This window comes from Streptomyces sp. NPDC059355 (assembly GCF_042752335.1).
Lineage (GTDB): Bacteria > Actinomycetota > Actinomycetes > Streptomycetales > Streptomycetaceae > Streptomyces.
Map to the genome: position 1 here is coordinate 76661 of NZ_JBHYXN010000032.1, position 16940 is coordinate 93600.

At 71.0% G+C, this 16940-nt stretch carries 17 protein-coding genes; 14 read left to right on the top strand and 3 right to left on the bottom strand.

Annotated features, from left to right (window positions below; all coding sequences use genetic code 11):
* Positions 1 to 70: 70 nt before the first annotated feature.
* Positions 71 to 1492, bottom strand: a complete 1422-nt coding sequence (locus tag ACFXGI_RS26860) for a DUF2252 domain-containing protein (protein ID WP_384711636.1) — start codon at positions 1490 to 1492, stop codon at positions 71 to 73.
* Positions 1493 to 1591: 99 nt separating this feature from the next.
* Positions 1592 to 2668, bottom strand: a complete 1077-nt coding sequence (locus tag ACFXGI_RS26865) for a YihY/virulence factor BrkB family protein (RefSeq protein ID WP_384711639.1) — start codon at positions 2666 to 2668, stop codon at positions 1592 to 1594.
* A gap of 111 nt (positions 2669 to 2779) precedes the next feature.
* Between ACFXGI_RS26865 and ACFXGI_RS26870 the strand changes: the two genes are divergently transcribed.
* The 5 genes from ACFXGI_RS26870 (at position 2780) to ACFXGI_RS26890 (ending at position 6775) form a co-directional block, all read left to right on the top strand.
* Positions 2780 to 3466, top strand: coding sequence for a GAP family protein (locus tag ACFXGI_RS26870; protein WP_384711642.1), 687 nt, complete (start codon positions 2780 to 2782; stop codon positions 3464 to 3466).
* A 198-nt stretch (positions 3467 to 3664) separates the two neighbouring features.
* Complete coding sequence (locus ACFXGI_RS26875) at positions 3665 to 4147, top strand: DUF6325 family protein (RefSeq protein ID WP_384711645.1); 483 nt, start codon at positions 3665 to 3667, stop codon at positions 4145 to 4147.
* 47 nt (positions 4148 to 4194) lie between these two features.
* Complete coding sequence (locus ACFXGI_RS26880; protein WP_384711648.1) at positions 4195 to 4485, top strand: SHOCT domain-containing protein; 291 nt, start codon at positions 4195 to 4197, stop codon at positions 4483 to 4485.
* A gap of 57 nt (positions 4486 to 4542) precedes the next feature.
* Positions 4543 to 5940 (top strand): chloride channel protein, encoded by a 1398-nt coding sequence (locus ACFXGI_RS26885; protein WP_384711651.1) that lies wholly within the window; start codon positions 4543 to 4545, stop codon positions 5938 to 5940.
* Between the two features lie 40 nt (positions 5941 to 5980).
* Positions 5981 to 6775 carry an aminotransferase class IV gene (locus ACFXGI_RS26890; protein WP_384711654.1) on the top strand — a complete coding sequence of 265 codons (795 nt, stop codon included), beginning with the start codon at positions 5981 to 5983 and terminating at the stop codon, positions 6773 to 6775.
* Between the two features lie 109 nt (positions 6776 to 6884).
* On the opposite strand, the gene ACFXGI_RS26895 is transcribed toward ACFXGI_RS26890, so the two are convergent.
* Positions 6885 to 7400, bottom strand: a complete 516-nt coding sequence (locus tag ACFXGI_RS26895) for a hypothetical protein (protein WP_384711657.1) — start codon at positions 7398 to 7400, stop codon at positions 6885 to 6887.
* Positions 7401 to 7616: 216 nt separating this feature from the next.
* Between ACFXGI_RS26895 and kdpF (ACFXGI_RS26900) the strand changes: the two genes are divergently transcribed.
* From kdpF (ACFXGI_RS26900) to ACFXGI_RS26940, 9 genes are all read left to right on the top strand, one after another.
* Complete coding sequence (gene kdpF, locus ACFXGI_RS26900; protein ID WP_384711660.1) at positions 7617 to 7706, top strand: K(+)-transporting ATPase subunit F; 90 nt, start codon at positions 7617 to 7619, stop codon at positions 7704 to 7706.
* Positions 7707 to 7772: 66 nt separating this feature from the next.
* Positions 7773 to 8528, top strand: coding sequence for a DUF4118 domain-containing protein (locus ACFXGI_RS26905; protein WP_384711663.1), 756 nt, complete (start codon positions 7773 to 7775; stop codon positions 8526 to 8528).
* Between the two features lie 145 nt (positions 8529 to 8673).
* Positions 8674 to 8817: a hypothetical protein gene (locus ACFXGI_RS26910; RefSeq protein ID WP_384711666.1), complete on the top strand. Its 144-nt coding sequence runs from the start codon at positions 8674 to 8676 to the stop codon at positions 8815 to 8817.
* Positions 8814 to 8903 (top strand): K(+)-transporting ATPase subunit F, encoded by a 90-nt coding sequence (gene kdpF, locus ACFXGI_RS26915; RefSeq protein ID WP_063789431.1) that lies wholly within the window; start codon positions 8814 to 8816, stop codon positions 8901 to 8903. Before ACFXGI_RS26910 ends, kdpF (ACFXGI_RS26915) begins: the two co-directional genes overlap by 4 nt.
* Positions 8904 to 8911: 8 nt before the next feature.
* On the top strand, positions 8912 to 10576 hold the full coding sequence (gene kdpA / locus ACFXGI_RS26920) for a potassium-transporting ATPase subunit KdpA (protein WP_384711670.1): 1665 nt from the start codon (positions 8912 to 8914) through the stop codon (positions 10574 to 10576).
* On the top strand, positions 10573 to 12672 hold the full coding sequence (gene kdpB, locus ACFXGI_RS26925) for a potassium-transporting ATPase subunit KdpB (RefSeq protein ID WP_384711673.1): 2100 nt from the start codon (positions 10573 to 10575) through the stop codon (positions 12670 to 12672). The genes kdpA and kdpB overlap by 4 nt, the downstream gene beginning before the upstream one ends.
* Positions 12673 to 12676: 4 nt before the next feature.
* The gene (locus tag ACFXGI_RS26930; RefSeq protein ID WP_384711676.1) at positions 12677 to 13354 is read left to right on the top strand and encodes a potassium-transporting ATPase subunit C; all 678 of its coding nucleotides are present in this window, start codon (positions 12677 to 12679) and stop codon (positions 13352 to 13354) included.
* Between the two features lie 100 nt (positions 13355 to 13454).
* Complete coding sequence (locus ACFXGI_RS26935) at positions 13455 to 14138, top strand: response regulator (protein ID WP_030861066.1); 684 nt, start codon at positions 13455 to 13457, stop codon at positions 14136 to 14138.
* A 71-nt stretch (positions 14139 to 14209) separates the two neighbouring features.
* The gene (locus ACFXGI_RS26940) at positions 14210 to 16756 is read left to right on the top strand and encodes an ATP-binding protein (protein ID WP_384711679.1); all 2547 of its coding nucleotides are present in this window, start codon (positions 14210 to 14212) and stop codon (positions 16754 to 16756) included.
* The last annotated feature ends 184 nt before the right edge of the window (positions 16757 to 16940 follow it).

Below are 16940 nucleotides of genomic sequence, written 5' to 3' on the forward strand. Positions count from 1 at the left end.
TGCGTGCCGCCTCGCCGGTCGGGTCAGCCGACTGGCACAGAGGCGGGGCGCGCGGCGCGCCCGTCGGCGTTCACGCCGTCTCCGCCGCCATCCGGCCCGCGGCCACCGCGTCCACCAAGGCCTGGTGGTCGCGCTCGTTCAGGTCGGCATAGGCCTCCGCGAACCGCACCAGCGCCCGGTCGAACACGTCGCCGCCGCCCAGGTAGGCGGCGATGCCGATCCGGTCGCCGGACCGGGCGTGTGCCCGGGCCAGGGTGGCGGCGCACACGTCGCCGAACGCCTGCATGCCCCGCGGCGCCATGAGTTCCGGCTCGATGCTCCCCTTCCAGTCCCGCAACTGCCGTACGTAGAAGTCCCGCTCGCGGCCGTCGATGCCCTTCGCCCGGTGCCAGCCCAGGAAGATGTCGCTGGCCGCCTGCATCAGGCGCTGCCCCGCCACCACCCGCTCGCCCTGCATGGAGTACTCGCCGGCGCCGGCGTACGGGGCGAGGACGGACTCTCCGGCCTCCTTGGCCTGGAGGATCAACGGGTCTTCGCCGTCCCTGCCCAGGAGCAGGATGATCCAGCACCGGGTGCCCACACTGCCGACACCCACCACCTTGCGGGCCATGTCGACGACGGTGAACTGCCGCAGCAGGTGACGCCGGTCCGAGGGAAGGGTCCGGCCGTACTGTTCGACCATGTCGCGGATCTGCTCCTCCAGCGTGTCGCGCTGATTGTCCGGCATGAGCTCCTTGAGCGGCGTGACCAAGGGCGGTATCGACCGGAACCGCCGCTCCCCGGCCACGACCTCGGTGAGTTTCCCGGCGGCCTGCAGGCTGTCCCGTCCACGCGCTTTGGCCAGTTCCTCGGCCAGCCGCTTGCGGCCGCGCGAGCGCAGTTCGGTCGCCCCCAGCGTCTGGAGCTGCTCCGCGTCGACCCGCGCGTACCAGACGTCGAGGTGGCGCATGACGGCGTAGTCGCGCATCTTCTCGCGGTACGACCTGCCCGCGGACCGGACGACCGCGGCACGCTCGCGGTCGCTGAAACCGTTCTCCCGCCCGGCGATGGCCAGGCTCACGGCCAGCCGCTTGATGTCCCACTCCCATGGTCCGGGCAGCGTCTCGTCGAAGTCGTTGACGTCGAACAGCAGGTTCCGCTCCGGGGTGCCGAGGAGCCCGTAGTTCAACATGTGCGCATCGCCGCACACTTGGACCCGCAGACCCGAGTCCTGTGTGTGGGCCAGGTCGGCGGCCATGACGGCGGCAGCGCCACGGTAGAAGCGGAACGGCGACTCCGACATCCGCCCGTAGCGGATCGGCACCAGCTCCGGCACCCGGCCGGCCGACTGCCCTTCGAGGATGTCCACCGGGTTCTGCCGCTGCGCGGAAGGCTCGAATTCCCCCTGCCCGGACCGGGGCGCCCGGCTCCGGGCGGCGCGGCCGCGGGCGACCCGCTCCGCGACGGACAGCCGGTGCACGCCGTTCTCCGTCTTTGCTGCACGCTTTGCCATCGCTGTGGACCTCCAGGCCGCTCGGGCCCCTGCTGCCCAGCATGGCACCCCTGGCCCCGCGCTGCCGTACGGCGCCACGTGCCGCCGGAGCGCCGGAGCTCAGTCCTGCTCCGTCCGCTCCCGGCTCGGCGGCGGACTGCCAAGCCGCCGGGCGAAGTACGGCTCCTGCGCCAGGACGGCGCCCATGGTGACGCCGCCCGCGATGGCCACGCACAGCACGATCAGCCACGACAGCAGGACGAAGACCGAGCCGGCCGAACCGTACTCGCTCAGCGCCCGGTTGAGGGCGCGCGGCATGTAGAAACCGGCGGTGACCGACAGGACGGTCATCGCGCCGGCGGTGATCAGGGCACCCGGCAGCAGCGGCATCCAGCCGACGAGGCGGCCCAGCAGGATGTGCTGGGTCCACCACCACACCAGCACCTGGAAGACGAACGTGACGGGGACGCCCAGCCAGAGCCCGACGCCGAACCCGCTGCGCACCGGTTCCTGCACGAGCAGCAGACCGATCCAGGCGGCGATCCACGCGAGCCAGCGCCAGACCGCGATCCGCGCCCCGGCGCGCGGAATCTCCCACGCGCGCTTGCACAGCCGCTGCATGGCGCGGCTCACGGCGGTCGCGGACAGCAGCACCATCACGGAGCCCACCACGCCCACCGCGTTCTGGAGGTCCGCGTCGGAGCTGCGGAAGATGGCGGACAGCTGGTCGCTCGCCTCGCCGTTGAGCCCGAACACCGAACGGATCGATGCGGCCATCTGCTCCCGTACGCCCTGCGGGGCGACCGACGCCACGACGAAGACCAGGGGGACGGCGGTCAGGAAGCACTGCGCGGCGAGGCGGGTCGCGGAGTCGAAGATGTTCACCGACACCATGCGCTCGGCGACGTGGGTGATCACCGGAAACCGGGTCTCGGCCCGGCGCTGGAGCCGCCGGGCCTTGGCTGCCGTCCGCCGCGAGCGGGATCGCCACCACTCGGACCGCAGGACGGCGCGGCCGCTCTTGCCGGAGGCCATCAGCACACCGGGGCGGGAGCGGTAGCGGAAGCAGGAGGCACGGGAGCGGGCGCAGGAGGAAACGGACGGCTCGACGCCGGCGCCGGGGCCGGTGGGCAAGTCGTCGTCATCGCGGTCTCCTTCGTGTGCGTCCAGGTTGAAGGACACGGCCGGGGGCGGCATCTCGAACGCCTCCGGCCGGCCGCCCTTCGCCCGTCCACCCAACGGACGCGAAAAGGTGTCGGGGCCCGGACCCGTGCGTAGTGTCGTACCTCGTCACACGATTGGGGCGCCATGGTCCTCGACCTCTTGCTCATCGCGCTGGCCATCACCGTCGACCCGCTGCCCATCATGGCCTTCGCGCTCGTGGTGTCCTCCGCCAGAGGAGTGTGGAAGGGCCTCGTCTTCATTCTGGCCTGGCTCGCCTGCCTCGTCATGGTGATCGCGGTCGTACTCACGGTGACGGACGGCCAGCCGCCGCCACCGCGCTCCCCGCCCGGCCTCGCGGGGCTGGCGGCCAAGCTGGTCATCGGACTGGGCCTGGTGTTCTACGGGCTCCACCGCCGCCGCCTCATGAAGGCGGGCACGGCCCCGACCGGCTCCGCCACCCCGCTCGGCCCCGATGTACGAGGCGGATCCTCCGACAGCGAGGCCTCCCGCTCGGGCTCGCTCTGGGCGGCCGCGGGACTGGCCGTGCTCGTCCAGCCGTGGGGCCTGGTCGCGGCGGGCGCGACGACCGTGCTCGAAGCGAACACCTCGCACACGTCCGCCTACGCGGCCCTGTTCGGCTTCTGTCTCCTCGCGACCGCCAGCCTGCTGGCCGCCGAGCTGTACATCGTGTTCGCGCCCGAGGTCGCGCACGACCGGCTGATGCGCCTGCGCGCCTGGCTGGAGGGCCACCAGCAGCAGGCGATCGTCGTCATCTGCCTGGTGCTCGGCCTGTGGCTGACCGGCAAGAGCATCTACCAGCTGACCGGCTGACCACCTGACCGCCCGACCGCCCGACCGCCCGACCGATCGGCTCGCACCACAGATGACGTTCCGGATGTGCGGAGGTGCGTGCGCGGTGCTGGAATGGGCTTAGGCGACGTCCCTCCTGCCCACCGCGTGCCGGAGCCGGTGCCCGCGGACCAGCGGCCGGCGCGACGTCTTCCCTCCCCCAGCGCGACAGGAGCAGCCATGAGCAGCGAGGTCGAGGAATCAGGCGGGCTCGGCGACATCGGCGACATCGACGACATGGGTCCGGTGGACTACGTCGTGATCGAGTTCCCGGGCAACCGGATGACCGGCAAGGGACTCCCCATGCTCGTCGATCTCGTCGAGCGCGGCATCATCCGCATCTTCGACCTGGTCTTCGTCCGCAAGGACCTGGACGGTTCGGTGACGGCGGTGGAGCTGACCAACTTCGGTGACGAGGTCGACCTCTCGGTCTTCGAAGGAGCCTCGTCCGGCCTGCTGGACCAGAGCGACATCGACGACGCGGGCGTCGCGCTGGAACCGGGGAACTCGGCGGGGATCATCGTGTACGAGAACACGTGGGCGGCGCCGTTCGCCCGCGAACTGCGGCGCGGAGGCGCACAGCTCGTGGCCGCCGGCCGGATTCCCGTGCAGGCGCTGCTCGCCTCGCTGGAGGCCACGGAGGTACGGCCCGACGACGAATGAGGACGTGACCGCAGCCCTGCTTCACCGCACCCCTGGAGATGAGCACCATGCCCGGACTTCTTCGCGGAGTCGCCCGTACGGCCGTCGTCGCCGGCACCGCAACCGCCGTGTCCAACCGGGTGTCCCGGCGGCAGGCGGGCCGTTGGGCGCAGCAAGAGGCGCCGCAGGCCGAGGCCGCGCCGCCGCCCCCGCCCCCGCCTCCTCCCCCGGCCCCTGCCCCGGCCGCCGATGACATGAGCACCAGGATCGACCAGCTCAAGCAGCTCAGCGCCCTCAAGGAACAGGGAGTGCTGACCGAGGAGGAATTCGCCGAGCAGAAGCGCCGGCTCCTCGGCTGACAGAGCACCCTGTGCCGGACTCACCGGTGAGGGACGGGGGAGGGAAGGAACGGCCCCATGACGCAGCCGACGCAGCCGGGTCCGAATCCGGTTCCGAACCAGGGTCCGGGTCCGCAGCCGCCTTCGCGGCCCGCGGAAGCCCAGAGGCTCGGCGAGCTGATCCGGACTCCCGGATACCGCAAGACGCTTGTGTTCTGCGGACTCATCGGCATCCCGGTCTCTCTGGCCGCGTTCTGGTTCCTCGCCGGGCTCCAGAAACTGGAGGGTCTGGTCTGGGTGGACCTCCCGCACGCCCTCGGCCACGAAACTCCGCCGTGGTGGTGGCCCCTGCCGCTCCTGCTCCTGTCGGGTGTCTGCGTCGGGCAGATCGTCACCCGGTTCCCCGGGGCCGGCGGGCACATCCCCGCTTCCGGCCTACACGCGGGCGGTCCCGGAGCCGCAGCCCTGCCCGGAGTGATCCTCGCGGCCGTGTTCAGTCTCCCGCTCGGCGCCACGCTCGGCCCCGAGGCCCCGCTCATCGCGCTGGGCGGCGGGCTCGCGATCGCGCTGCGGCACCTCACCGGCACGCCGGAGACGCCGATGAGCACCGCGCTGCTGGGCGCGGCCGGATCCGCCGCGGCCATCGCCACCATCTTCGGCAATCCGCTGATCGGCGCGGTGCTGCTCATGGAGGTCGTGGGCGTGGGAGGACCCCAGCTGTTCGCCGTGATGCTGCCCGCGCTGCTGTCGAGCGGCATCGGCTCGCTCGTGTTCACCGGGTTCGGCCGCTGGACGGGACTGAAGACCGGTGACCTGTCGCTGAAGCACTCGGGCACGCAGTACCCCCGCCTGGACGCCGGTGACGTGCTCTGGTCGATCCTCATCGCCGCGGCCCTCGCGGTCGGCGTCCACCTGGTCCAGTACGGCGGACGGCTGACCGCCGTCCACGTCGCCAAACGGCCGCTGACCGTCACCGCCCTCTGCGCGCTCGCCGCCGGCGTCTGCGCCGCCGCCTACTCCCTGGGCACCGGCCGCTCTCCCGTGGACGTGGCCTCCTCGGGCCAGGCCACGATGGCCCAGCTGGCCGGCGACCCGCACGCCTGGGGCGTGGGCGCGCTGATCGCCGTGCTCCTCTGCAAGGGCGCGGCCTTCTCCCTGTGCCTGGGCAGCCTGCGGGGCGGTCCCGTCTTCCCGTCGCTGTTCCTCGGCGCCGCCGCAGGCGTGCTCTGCTCGCCGCTGCCCGGATTCGGTGTCGGCGCCGGGCTGGCGGCCGGCATGGCCGCCGCCACCGTGAGCGCGCTGCGTCTGCCGGTCAGCAGCGTGGTGCTCGTGGTGCTCGTGCTGGGCAGCACCGAGTTGATCCCGGTGGCGATCCTCGCCACGGTCGTGGCGCTCGTGACGCTCGAGCTCCTGCCGCCCGGCCCGGCGATCCCGCCCGTCGGCCGCATGCCCCGCCCCGCGGCGCCGGCCCCGTAGCGGCCCGCCGGGCCGACTCCGCGGCGTGCAGACTGCGTGTATGGCAACCCTGAACGGCTCCCCCGCCTCCCCCGAGGCCCTCCAGGCACTCGCACTGACCAATTACGGCCATTTCACCACCATGCGGGTGGAGGACGGCGGGGTGAAGGGGCTGGCCCTGCACCTGGCCCGGCTGGTCGCGGACTGCCGTGCGGTGTTCGGGGCGGAGCTGGATGACGAGTGGGTGCGTGAGTGCGTACGGAGGGAAGCCGGCGGGCGGGCCGGGGCGCTCATGGTGCGGGTCACGGTCTTCGACCCCGAGCTGGAGCTCACGGCCCCCGACCGTACGGGGCGGCCGGGCGTGCTGGTGACGACCCGGCCGGCCGCCGCGGGCGCCGCCGACCGGCCGCTGCCGGCGCTGCGCGTGCAGCGGCTCCCCTTCCGGCGCGACATGCCGTCGGTGAAGCACGTGGCGCTGTTCGGGCAGTTGCGGCTGCGGCGTGCGGCCCGGCTCGCCGGCTTCGACGACGTGCTGTTCACCGGTGCGGACGGGCTGGTCTCCGAGGGCTGCACGTGGAACATCGGCTTCGTGGACGAGGCCGGGACCGTGGTCTGGCCGGAGGCCGAGGTACTGCCCGGAACGACGATGCGGCTGCTCCGGGCCGCGGGAGCCGCGCATGTCACGGCTCCGGTGACGGACGCCCGGCTGCGCTCGATGCGGGCGGCGTTCGCGACGAGCACGGGCTTCGGCGTACGGGCGCTGGCGGCGGTCGACGACATGGGGCTGCGCCCCGACGACCCGGTGGTCGGCGCACTGAGGGAGTCCTGGGCGGCCGTACCGCCGGACCGCCTGTAGCGGGCCGTGAAGGCGTGCGGTCGCCGGTGGCGGCCGGCTCGCCTGCGGACCCGTACGGCGGGGCAGGCCGGTCTCGCAGACACCCGGGGGACGGACACCCCACGGCCCGTCAGCGGTGGTCCATGCCGGAGAGCTCGAAGACCGTCGTGACGGTCTGCCGGTCGATGAGGCGCGCGAGCCGCCGGAGCGGGTCCGAGCCTTCCGTCACGGTGCCCAGGGACAGGCTCGCGTGGACGCCCCGCTCGAACAGGTGCCACAGCGCCGGGTTCTCCGCGAAGACCCGCGGATCGACCTCCAGCCGATGGCCGTCGAGGTCCCTCAGGACCAGGCGCTGCGCGACGCCGTCGTGCCAGGCGACCGAGACGAGCCGGTCGGTGTGGACCCGGCGGCGGTGGAGCAGTCCCCGGGTCGTGAGCAGGCCCGGGACGGCACGGACCCGGGTGGGCCACAGGACGGCGAACAGCGTCAGGCCGAGGGCCGTCCACAGGAGCACGCGCTGCCAGTGGGTACAGCCGTCCGCCGCGTCGACGGCGACGAGCAGTCCCGGGAACAGTACGGCGATGCCGGCTGCGGCCCGCGCGTCTCCCCGCCAGTTGCGGTCCTCCACGTGCTTCGGTCGGGGCATGCGGTCCATGGAACGCCGGCGGGCGGGCACCGGACCGCTTCGCTGACGCTCTTCTGACGCCGGAAAAGCAGACCCTGACGTCTCGCTGACGCACACGAGCGGGAACCGTATGAAACGCATCAAAAGGCCGTTGCCGTCCGATACGGCGCCGGGCTGCGCGGGCACTGTGGAGGTGGCGGAGCACCGCCCCCACCGGGAGAATCGGAGACATGGTCCATGGACGCTGAGAACGTGGTCGGGCTGGTCATCGCCCTCGCTCTGCTCGGCTATCTCATCGCGGCCCTGATCAAGCCCGAGAAGTTCTGACCCCGAGGGGTTGCGACAAGGTTCCGACCCGAATCGAGACCATCGTGTCCGGACGGGAGGCAGCACATGTCCGGGTATCGACTCCACGACCGCCTCGCCCTGATCGCGGCCCTCGTGGTCCCCTTCCTCGTGGCGCTCGCGCTCGTGCCCTTCCGTACGGACCTCTCGGCGACCAACGCCGCCCTGGTCCTGGTCGTCGCCGTGGTCGCGGTGGCCGCGCTCGGCACCCGGGTGGCCGGGGCACTCGCCGCGCTGTCGGCCGCCGCCTGGTTCGACTTCTTCCTGACCCGCCCGTACGGCCGCTTCACGATCACCGGCGGTGAGGACGTCCAGACGGCCGCTCTCCTGCTGATCGTCGGCCTGATCGTCTCCCAGCTGGCCGTCCGCGCACGCCGCCTCCAGGGCGCCGTGACCACCGACGCCTCTCACCTTTCCCAGCTGGAGGGCACGGCCCGGCTCGCCGAGGGCGGAGACGCTCCCCAGGCCGTCGTCGAGCACGTGCGGCACGAGCTCATCGGTCTGCTGGACCTGCGCGGCTGCCGCTTCGAGTACGGGTCCCTCATCGGGCACCTCCCGCGGTTGGAGCACGACGGCACCCTGTGGCTCGGCCACGGCACGGGGGAGACCGAGGCCACGTACTGGCCCGACCGGTGGCCGGACGGCGAGACCGAGCTGCGCGCCGTCGGCGGCGGGCACTACTACGGCCGCTTCGTCCTCGACCCGGTGCCGGGACCGCTGCCCTCGGAGCAGGCCCGGCTCGTCGCCGTCGCCCTCGCCGCACAGGCCGGAGCCGCCCTGGACACGGCCGGCCTGGCCCGCTGAGGGGCCCGTACCCGGGCCGCCCCGGCCCTTGGCGCACCATGCCGCAAAGCCCCCGGGACGTTTCTGCGTCAGGGCGGCATCAAGAGATCCGGCCTGCCCGTATGGAGCCCGTCAAGAGGTCTTAACGCGGGGCTGAGCTCGCGGTTTGCTCTACATCGGCCGGTCTGGCCGAAATCCATTTCATCACTTCATCCAGGAGCTCACGATGGCCGATCTGGCCTTCGTCGTCACCACGGTCGCGGTCTTCGCACTGGTGGCTCTCATCGCCCGAGGGGTGGCCAAGCTGTGACCGCCGAGAACATCGTCGGCCTCGTAGTGGCCGTCTCCCTTCTGGGTTACCTCGTCCTCGCCCTCGTGTACCCGGAGAGGTTCTGAGTACTGATATGAGCCCCGTAACCGCTGGTGTGCTCCAGCTGCTCGCGCTCGTCGCCGCGCTGGCGCTGGCATACCGTCCGCTCGGCGACCACATGGCCCGGGTCTACTCCTCCGAGAAGCACTACCGCCCGGAGAAGTGGATCTACAAGGCCATCGTCGCCAACCCGTCGGCCGAGATGCGCTGGCCCGCGTACCTGCGCGGCGTCCTCGCCTTCTCCGCAGTGAGCCTCCTCTTCCTCTACGCCCTGCAGCGCGCCCAGGGCGTCCTGCCCGGCTCGCTGGGCTTCTCCGCGATCGATCCCGACCAGGCGTTCAACACCGCCGCCTCCTTCGTCGCGAACACCAACTGGCAGTCGTACTCTGGCGAGCAGGCCATGGGCCACGTCGTGCAGACCGGCGGCCTCGCCGTGCAGAACTTCGTCTCGGCCGCGGTCGGCATGGCCGTCGCCGTGGCCCTCGTACGGGGCTTCGCGCGCTCCCGCACCGGCGAACTCGGCAACTTCTGGTCCGACCTGGTGCGCGGCACCGTACGGATCCTGCTGCCGATCTCCGTGATCGGCGCGATCGTCCTGGTCGCCTGCGGCGCCGTCCAGAACTTCGCCGGGATCCACGAGGTCGGCCAGTTCATGGGCGGCACGCAGCAGTGGAACGGCGGGGCGGTGGCCTCGCAGGAGGTCATCAAGGAGCTGGGCACCAACGGCGGCGGCTACTTCAACGCCAACTCCGCCCACCCCTTCGAGAACCCCACCCCCTTCTCGAACCTCTTCGAGATCTTCCTGATCCTGCTCATCCCCTTCGCGCTGACCCGCACCTTCGGCCGCATGGTCGGCAGCCTGCGCCAGGGCTACGCGCTCCTCGCGACGATGGCGACGATCTGGCTCGGGTTCACCGCGCTGATGATGTGGACCGAGTTCGCCCACCACGGCCCGGCCTTCGACATCGCCGGCGGGGCGATGGAGGGCAAGGAGACGCGCTTCGGCATCGGCGGCTCCGCGATCTTCTCGGTCGCCACCACGCTGACCTCGACGGGTGCGGTCAACTCCTTCCACTCCTCCTACACCGGTCTCGGCGGCGGCATCCAGCTCCTCGGCATGCAGCTGGGCGAGATCGCGCCCGGAGGCGTCGGCTCCGGTCTCTACGGCATGCTGATCATGGCGATCATCGCGGTGTTCATCGCTGGTCTGATGGTCGGGCGGACGCCGGAGTACCTGGGCAAGAAGATCGGCACCCGCCAGATCAAGCTGGCCGCCTGCTACATCCTCATCACCCCGGCGCTCGTGCTCTGCTTCACCGCCGCCGCCATGGCGCTCCCGACGCCCGGCAACTCGATGGCGAACCCGGGTGCGCACGGTTTCTCGGAGATCCTGTACGCCTACACCTCGGGCGCGAACAACAACGGCTCGGCGTTCGCGGGCCTGAACGCCGACACGCAGTGGTTCAACAGCACCATCGGCATCGCGATGCTGCTGGGCCGTTTCCTGCCGATGGTGTTCGTCCTCGCCCTGGCCGGCTCGCTCGCCGAGCAGGCCCCGGTCCCCGAGACCGCGGGCACCCTGCGCACCGACAAGCCGCTCTACGCGGGCCTCCTCGTCGGCACGATCCTCATCATCACCGGCCTCACCTACTTCCCCGCCCTCGCGCTGGGTCCGCTCGCTGAAGGGCTCGCCTCATGAGCACCATCACCCCCACCCGTGCCCCGCACGAAGACCTGCCCACCGGGCACAAGCCCTCGGCAGGGCGCGTCGGCGGCGGACTGTTCGATCCCAAGGCACTGCTGAAGTCCTTCCCCGACGCGGTGAGGAAGCTCGACCCGCGCATCATGATCAAGTCGCCGGTCATGTTCGTGGTCCTCGTGGGGTCGGTGGTCACCACCGTCCTCGCGTGTCTGGACCCGACGGACTGGTTCGGCTGGGCGATCACCGCCTGGCTGTGGCTGACCACCGTCTTCGCGAACCTCGCGGAGGCGGTGGCAGAGGGCCGCGGCAAGGCACAGGCCGACACCCTGCGCAAGGCCAAGACCGACACCGTGGCCCGCCGCCTGACCGACTCCGGCGAGGAGCAGGTCCCGGGGACGGACCTCCGTATCGGCGACCTGGTGGTCTGCGAGGCCGGTGACATCATCCCGGGCGACGGTGATGTCGTGGAGGGCGTCGCCTCGGTCGACGAGTCCGCCATCACGGGTGAATCGGCGCCGGTGATCCGCGAGTCGGGCGGTGACCGCAGTGCGGTGACCGGCGGTACGAAGGTCCTCTCGGACCGGATCGTCGTGAAGATCACGACGAAGCCCGGCGAGACCTTCATCGACCGCATGATCGCGCTCGTCGAGGGCGCGGCACGGCAGAAGACGCCGAACGAGATCGCCCTCAACATCCTTCTCGCCTCGTTGACCATCGTCTTCCTGCTCGCCGTGGTCACCCTGCAGCCGTTCGCGATCTACGCGGGCGCCAAGCAGTCGATGATCGTGCTGACCGCGCTGCTGGTCTGCCTGATCCCGACCACGATCGGCGCACTCCTCTCGGCCATCGGCATCGCCGGCATGGACCGGCTCGTCCAGCGCAACGTCCTGGCCATGTCGGGGCGTGCGGTCGAGGCCGCCGGCGACGTGTCGACCCTGCTGCTCGACAAGACGGGCACGATCACCCTCGGCAACCGCCAGGCCGCCGAGTTCGTCCCGGTCAAGGGGACGACGGAGGCCGAACTGGCCGATGCCGCGCAGCTGTCGTCGCTGGCCGACGAAACCCCCGAGGGCCGCTCCATCGTCGTCCTGGCGAAGGAGAAGTACGGGCTGCGCGAGCGGCACCAGGGCGAGCTGTCGCATGCCGAGTGGATCGCCTTCACCGCCCAGACCCGCATGTCGGGCGTGGACGTGGACGGCCGCAAGACCCGCAAGGGCGCTGCCGGTTCGGTCATCACCTGGGTCAAGGAACAGGGCGGCCGGGTCGCCGACGACGCGGACCTCCTCGCCGATCTGATCTCCGAGGCGGGTGGCACGCCGCTCCTCGTGGCCGTCGACGACGAGAAGGGTGCCCGGATCCTCGGTGTCATCCACCTCAAGGACGTCGTCAAGGAGGGCATGCGCGAGCGGTTCGGCGAACTGCGCCGCATGGGCATCAAGACGATCATGATCACGGGTGACAACCCGTTGACGGCCAAGGCGATCGCGCAGGAAGCGGGCGTCGACGACTTCCTCGCCGAGGCCACCCCCGAGGACAAGATGGCCCTCATCAAGCGGGAGCAGGCCGGCGGCAAGCTCGTCGCGATGACGGGCGACGGCACGAACGACGCCCCGGCCCTCGCGCAGGCGGACGTCGGCGTGGCGATGAACACGGGCACCTCGGCCGCCAAGGAGGCCGGGAACATGGTGGACCTGGACTCCAACCCCACCAAGCTCATCGAGATCGTCGAGATCGGCAAGCAGCTCCTCATCACCCGGGGCGCCCTGACCACGTTCTCCATCGCCAACGACGTCGCCAAGTACTTCGCGATCATCCCGGCCATGTTCGCCGTGGTCTACCCGGGCCTCGACAAGCTCAACGTCATGGGCCTGCACTCGCCGAACTCCGCGATCCTGTCCGCGGTCATCTTCAACGCGCTGATCATCATCGCGCTGGTGCCGCTCGCCCTGAAGGGCGTGCGGTACAAGCCGACCAGCGCCGACAAGATGCTCCGCCGCAACCTGGGCATCTACGGACTCGGCGGCCTCATCGCCCCGTTCATCGGCATCAAGCTCATCGACATGCTCATCACCCTCATCCCCGGAATCGGCTGATCCCATGAACAACTCTGTAGGCAACACCGCACGGTTGCTCGGGGCAGGCCTGCGGGCCCTGCTGGTCCTCACGGTCATCTGCGGCGTCATCTACCCGCTCGCCGTGACCGGGATCGCCCAGGCCCTGATCAACAACAAGGCCAACGGTTCCGAGATCAAGGACAAGAGCGGCCAGGTCATCGGATCCTCCCTCATCGGCCAGACGTACAACCTGCCCAAGCAGAACCCCGACGACCCCGAGGAGGCGGCCGAGCCGGACCTGAAGTGGTTCCAGCCGCGCCCCTCCAACGGCCTCGGCTCCAACAGCGTCAACACCCAGTACTCCCTGATCCTGTCCGGCGCCACCAACAAGGCGGGCGACAACCCGGACCTGATCAAGCTGGTCACCGACGCCAAGGACGCCGTGATCGCGGACAACTCCACGGCCACGTACAAGGTCAAGCCCTCCGAGGTGCCGGCCGACGCCGTCACCTCCTCCGGCTCCGGCCTCGACCCGAACATCTCCCCGGAGTACGCGAAGATCCAGGTCCACCGGGTGGCGGAGCAGAACCACCTCGACGTCCGGCAGGTCGAGAAGCTCGTCCAGGACAACACCGCCGGCCGCACCCTCGGCTTCATGGGCGAGCCCCGTGTCAACGTCCTGGAGCTGAACACCGCGCTCAAGGCACTGACCAAGAGCTGATGGCCGTCCCGCTCACCCGGACGGGGATCCGGTGGGGCGCGGGAGCTCCGCGCCCCACCGGGTCCTTGTCCGACCGCGACGAAGAAAGGCTGTACACCCCATGACCCGGGTGCTCGTGGTGGAGGACGATCCGCAGCTCGTACGTGCCCTGAAGATCAATCTTCAGGCGCGCAAGTTCGAGGTGGCGGAAGCCGGTGACGGCCGCGCTGCCATCCGGCTCGCCGCCGACCGCAAACCGGACGTCATCCTCCTGGACCTCGGCCTGCCGGACATGGACGGCGTCGACGTGATCAGGAGCGTCCGCGGCTGGAGCCGGGTTCCGATCCTCGTACTGTCCGCGCGCCACACCTCGGAGGAGAAGATCCGGGCCCTGGACGCCGGTGCGGACGACTACGTGACGAAGCCGTTCAGCATGGACGAGCTGCTGGCCCGGCTGCGGGCCGCCACCCGCCGGCAGGAGGACCCCGGCTCCCCCGCCGGCCCCTCCGGGATCACGACCGACGAGTTCACCGTCGATCTCGCGGCCCGGAAGGTGGTGCGCGGGGAGCGCACGGTCCGGCTGACGCCGACCGAATGGCACCTGCTGGAGCTGCTGATCGCCCACCCCGGTCATCTCGTCTCCCAGCGCAGGCTGCTGCTGGAGGTGTGGGGGCCGACGTACGCAGAGCACACCAACTACCTCCGCGTGTACATGGCCCAGTTGCGCCGCAAACTCGAAGCGGACCCCTCCCACCCCCGGTACCTGATCACCGAGCCGGGCATGGGCTACCGCTTCGAACCCTGACGGGTCACCGGACACGGTCGCCGGACACGGCATCGAAGAGAACATCGAGCGGAACGAGAAGTCGGCACCAGATGAGACGCGGAAAGCTCAGGATCTACCTCGGCTCGGCACCGGGCGTCGGCAAGACGTACGCCATGCTGTCCGAGGCACACCGCAGGATCGAGCGCGGCACCGACTGCGTCGTCGGCTTCGTCGAGCACCACCACCGGCCGCGCACCGAGGTGATGCTGCACGGCCTGGAGATGATCCCGCGACGGGAGATCGCGTACCGCGACAGCACGTTCACGGAGATGGACGTGGAGGCCCTGCTCGCGCGCGGGCCCGCCGTCGCGCTCGTGGACGAGCTCGCGCACACCAACGTCCCCGGTTCACGGAACGCCAAACGCTGGCAGGACGTCGAGGAGCTGCTGCGGGCCGGCATCGACGTCGTCACCACGGTCAACATCCAGCACCTGGAGTCGCTCGGCGACGTCGTGGAGGCGATCACCGGTGTCCGGCAGCGCGAGACCGTTCCCGACGAGGTCGTCCGGCGCGCGGACCAGATCGAGCTCGTCGACATGTCCCCGCAGGCCCTGCGCCGGCGGATGGCGCACGGCAACATCTACAAGCCCGACCGCGTCGACGCGGCCCTGTCGAACTACTTCCGGCCCGGAAATCTCACCGCGCTGCGCGAATTGGCGTTGCTGTGGGTCGCGGACCGAGTGGACGAGTACCTCCAGGAGTACCGGGGCGAGCACGACATCCGCTCCACCTGGCAGGCCCGCGAGCGCATCGTCGTGGGCCTCACGGGCGGGCCGGAGGGGCGCACGCTGATCCGGCGCGCCGCCCGTCTCGCGGAGAAGGGTGCGGGCGGTGAGGTACTCGCCGTCTACATCGCGGCCAGCGACGGCCTGTCCTCGGCCTCCCCCAAGGAACTGGCCGTCCAGCGCACCTTGGTCGAGGATCTCGGCGGAACCTTCCACCACGTCATAGGCGACGACGTCGCGCACGCCCTGCTCGAGTTCGCACGCGGCGTCAACGCCACGCAGATCGTCCTGGGCGTCAGCCGCCGACGGCCTTGGCAGTACGTCTTCGGGCGTGGGGTCAGTGCCACGGTGGCCGTGGAGTCGGGCCCCGACCTCGACGTCCACATGGTCACGCACGACGCCGCGGCCCGGGGGCGGCGCAGCCTGCCGGTCGCGCGCGGCGCCCGGCTGGGCCGCTCGCGCCTCATCTGGGGCTGGCTGACCGGGGTCGTCGGCCCGGCGCTGCTGACGCTGCTGCTGCACGAAGTCGTCCCCGAGCTCGGGCTGGCGAACGACATGCTGCTCTTCCTCACCTTCACCGTGGCCGCCGCGCTGCTCGGCGGGCTGCTTCCCGCCCTCGCGTCGGCCGCGTTCGGCTCCCTGTTGCTGAACTACTTCTTCACGCCGCCGCTCTACCGGCTCACGATCTCCGACCCGCGCAACATCGTCGCCATCTCGATCTTCGTCGGCGTCGCCGTGTCCGTGGCCTCCGTCGTGGACCTGGCCGCCCGCCGCACCCACCAGGCCGCCCGCCTGCGCGCCGAGTCCGAGATCCTCTCCTTCCTCGCCGGAAGCGTCCTGCGCGGCGAGAACTCACTCGAAGCCCTGCTGGAGCGGCTGCGGGAGACCTTCTCGATGCAGTCGGTGACGCTGCTCGAGCGCGCGGACGAGGTGGCGCCCTGGACCGCGGCCGCCTGCGTCGGCAACCACCCGGTCAGCCGTCCCGAGGACGCCGACGTGGACATGCCGATCGGGGAGAACATGGCGCTGGCCCTCTCTGGGCGGGTCCTGCCGGCCGAGGACCGCCGCGTGCTCGGCGCCTTCGCCGCGCAGGCGGCCGTCGTGCTCGACCGCCAGCGCCTGGTCGACGAAGCGGGCAGGGCCCGGGAGCTCGCCGAGGGCAACCGGATCCGTACGGCCCTGCTCGCCGCCGTCAGCCACGACCTGCGCACCCCGCTCGCCGGAATCAAGGCCTCGGTCACCTCGCTCCGTTCCGACGACGTCGAATGGTCCGAGGACGACAAGGCCGAACTCCTGGAGGGCATCGAAGAGGGCGCCGACCGCCTCGCCGCGCTCATCGGCAACCTCCTCGACATGTCCCGGCTGAACACCGGTGTGGTGGTACCCCTGATCCGGGAGACCGACCTCGACGAGGTCGTCCCGATGGCGCTGGGCGGCGTACCCGACGACAGCGTCGAGCTCGACATCCCCGAGACCCTCCCGATGGTCGCCGTCGACCGCGGCCTCCTCGAACGGGTCGTGGCCAACATCGTCGAGAACGCCGTCAAGTACAGCCCGCACGGCCAGCCCGTCCACGTCTCCGCGAGCTCCTTGCGCGACCGCGTGGAGCTACGCGTGGTGGACCGCGGGCCGGGTGTGCCGGACGAGGCCAAGGACCGGATCTTCGAACCCTTCCAGCGCCACGGCGACGCACCCCGCGGCGCCGGGGTCGGCCTCGGCCTCGCGGTCGCCCGCGGCTTCACGGAGGCCATCGGCGGCACACTGACCGCCGAGGACACCCCGGGCGGCGGGCTCACCATGGTGCTCACCCTGCCACCGGCCGCCGACACCCCGTCACCCACCCCCGAGCTCCCGGCCTCGGCGGTCACATAGGGCTGACCGGAAGCGACCCCTGGCCTTCGACCTGAGGGGCCGGGTCGCAGGGCTAGGTCGTGTCGTCAAAGTGGCGTCGGCCGCCCGAAAGGGCGGGGCCGGCGGGGCCTGGTGCGTGCGATCGCAAGGCGGAGGAGGGAATCGACGCGGAGCGTCGGTGACCGACGACAACGCGGCGAGCGTG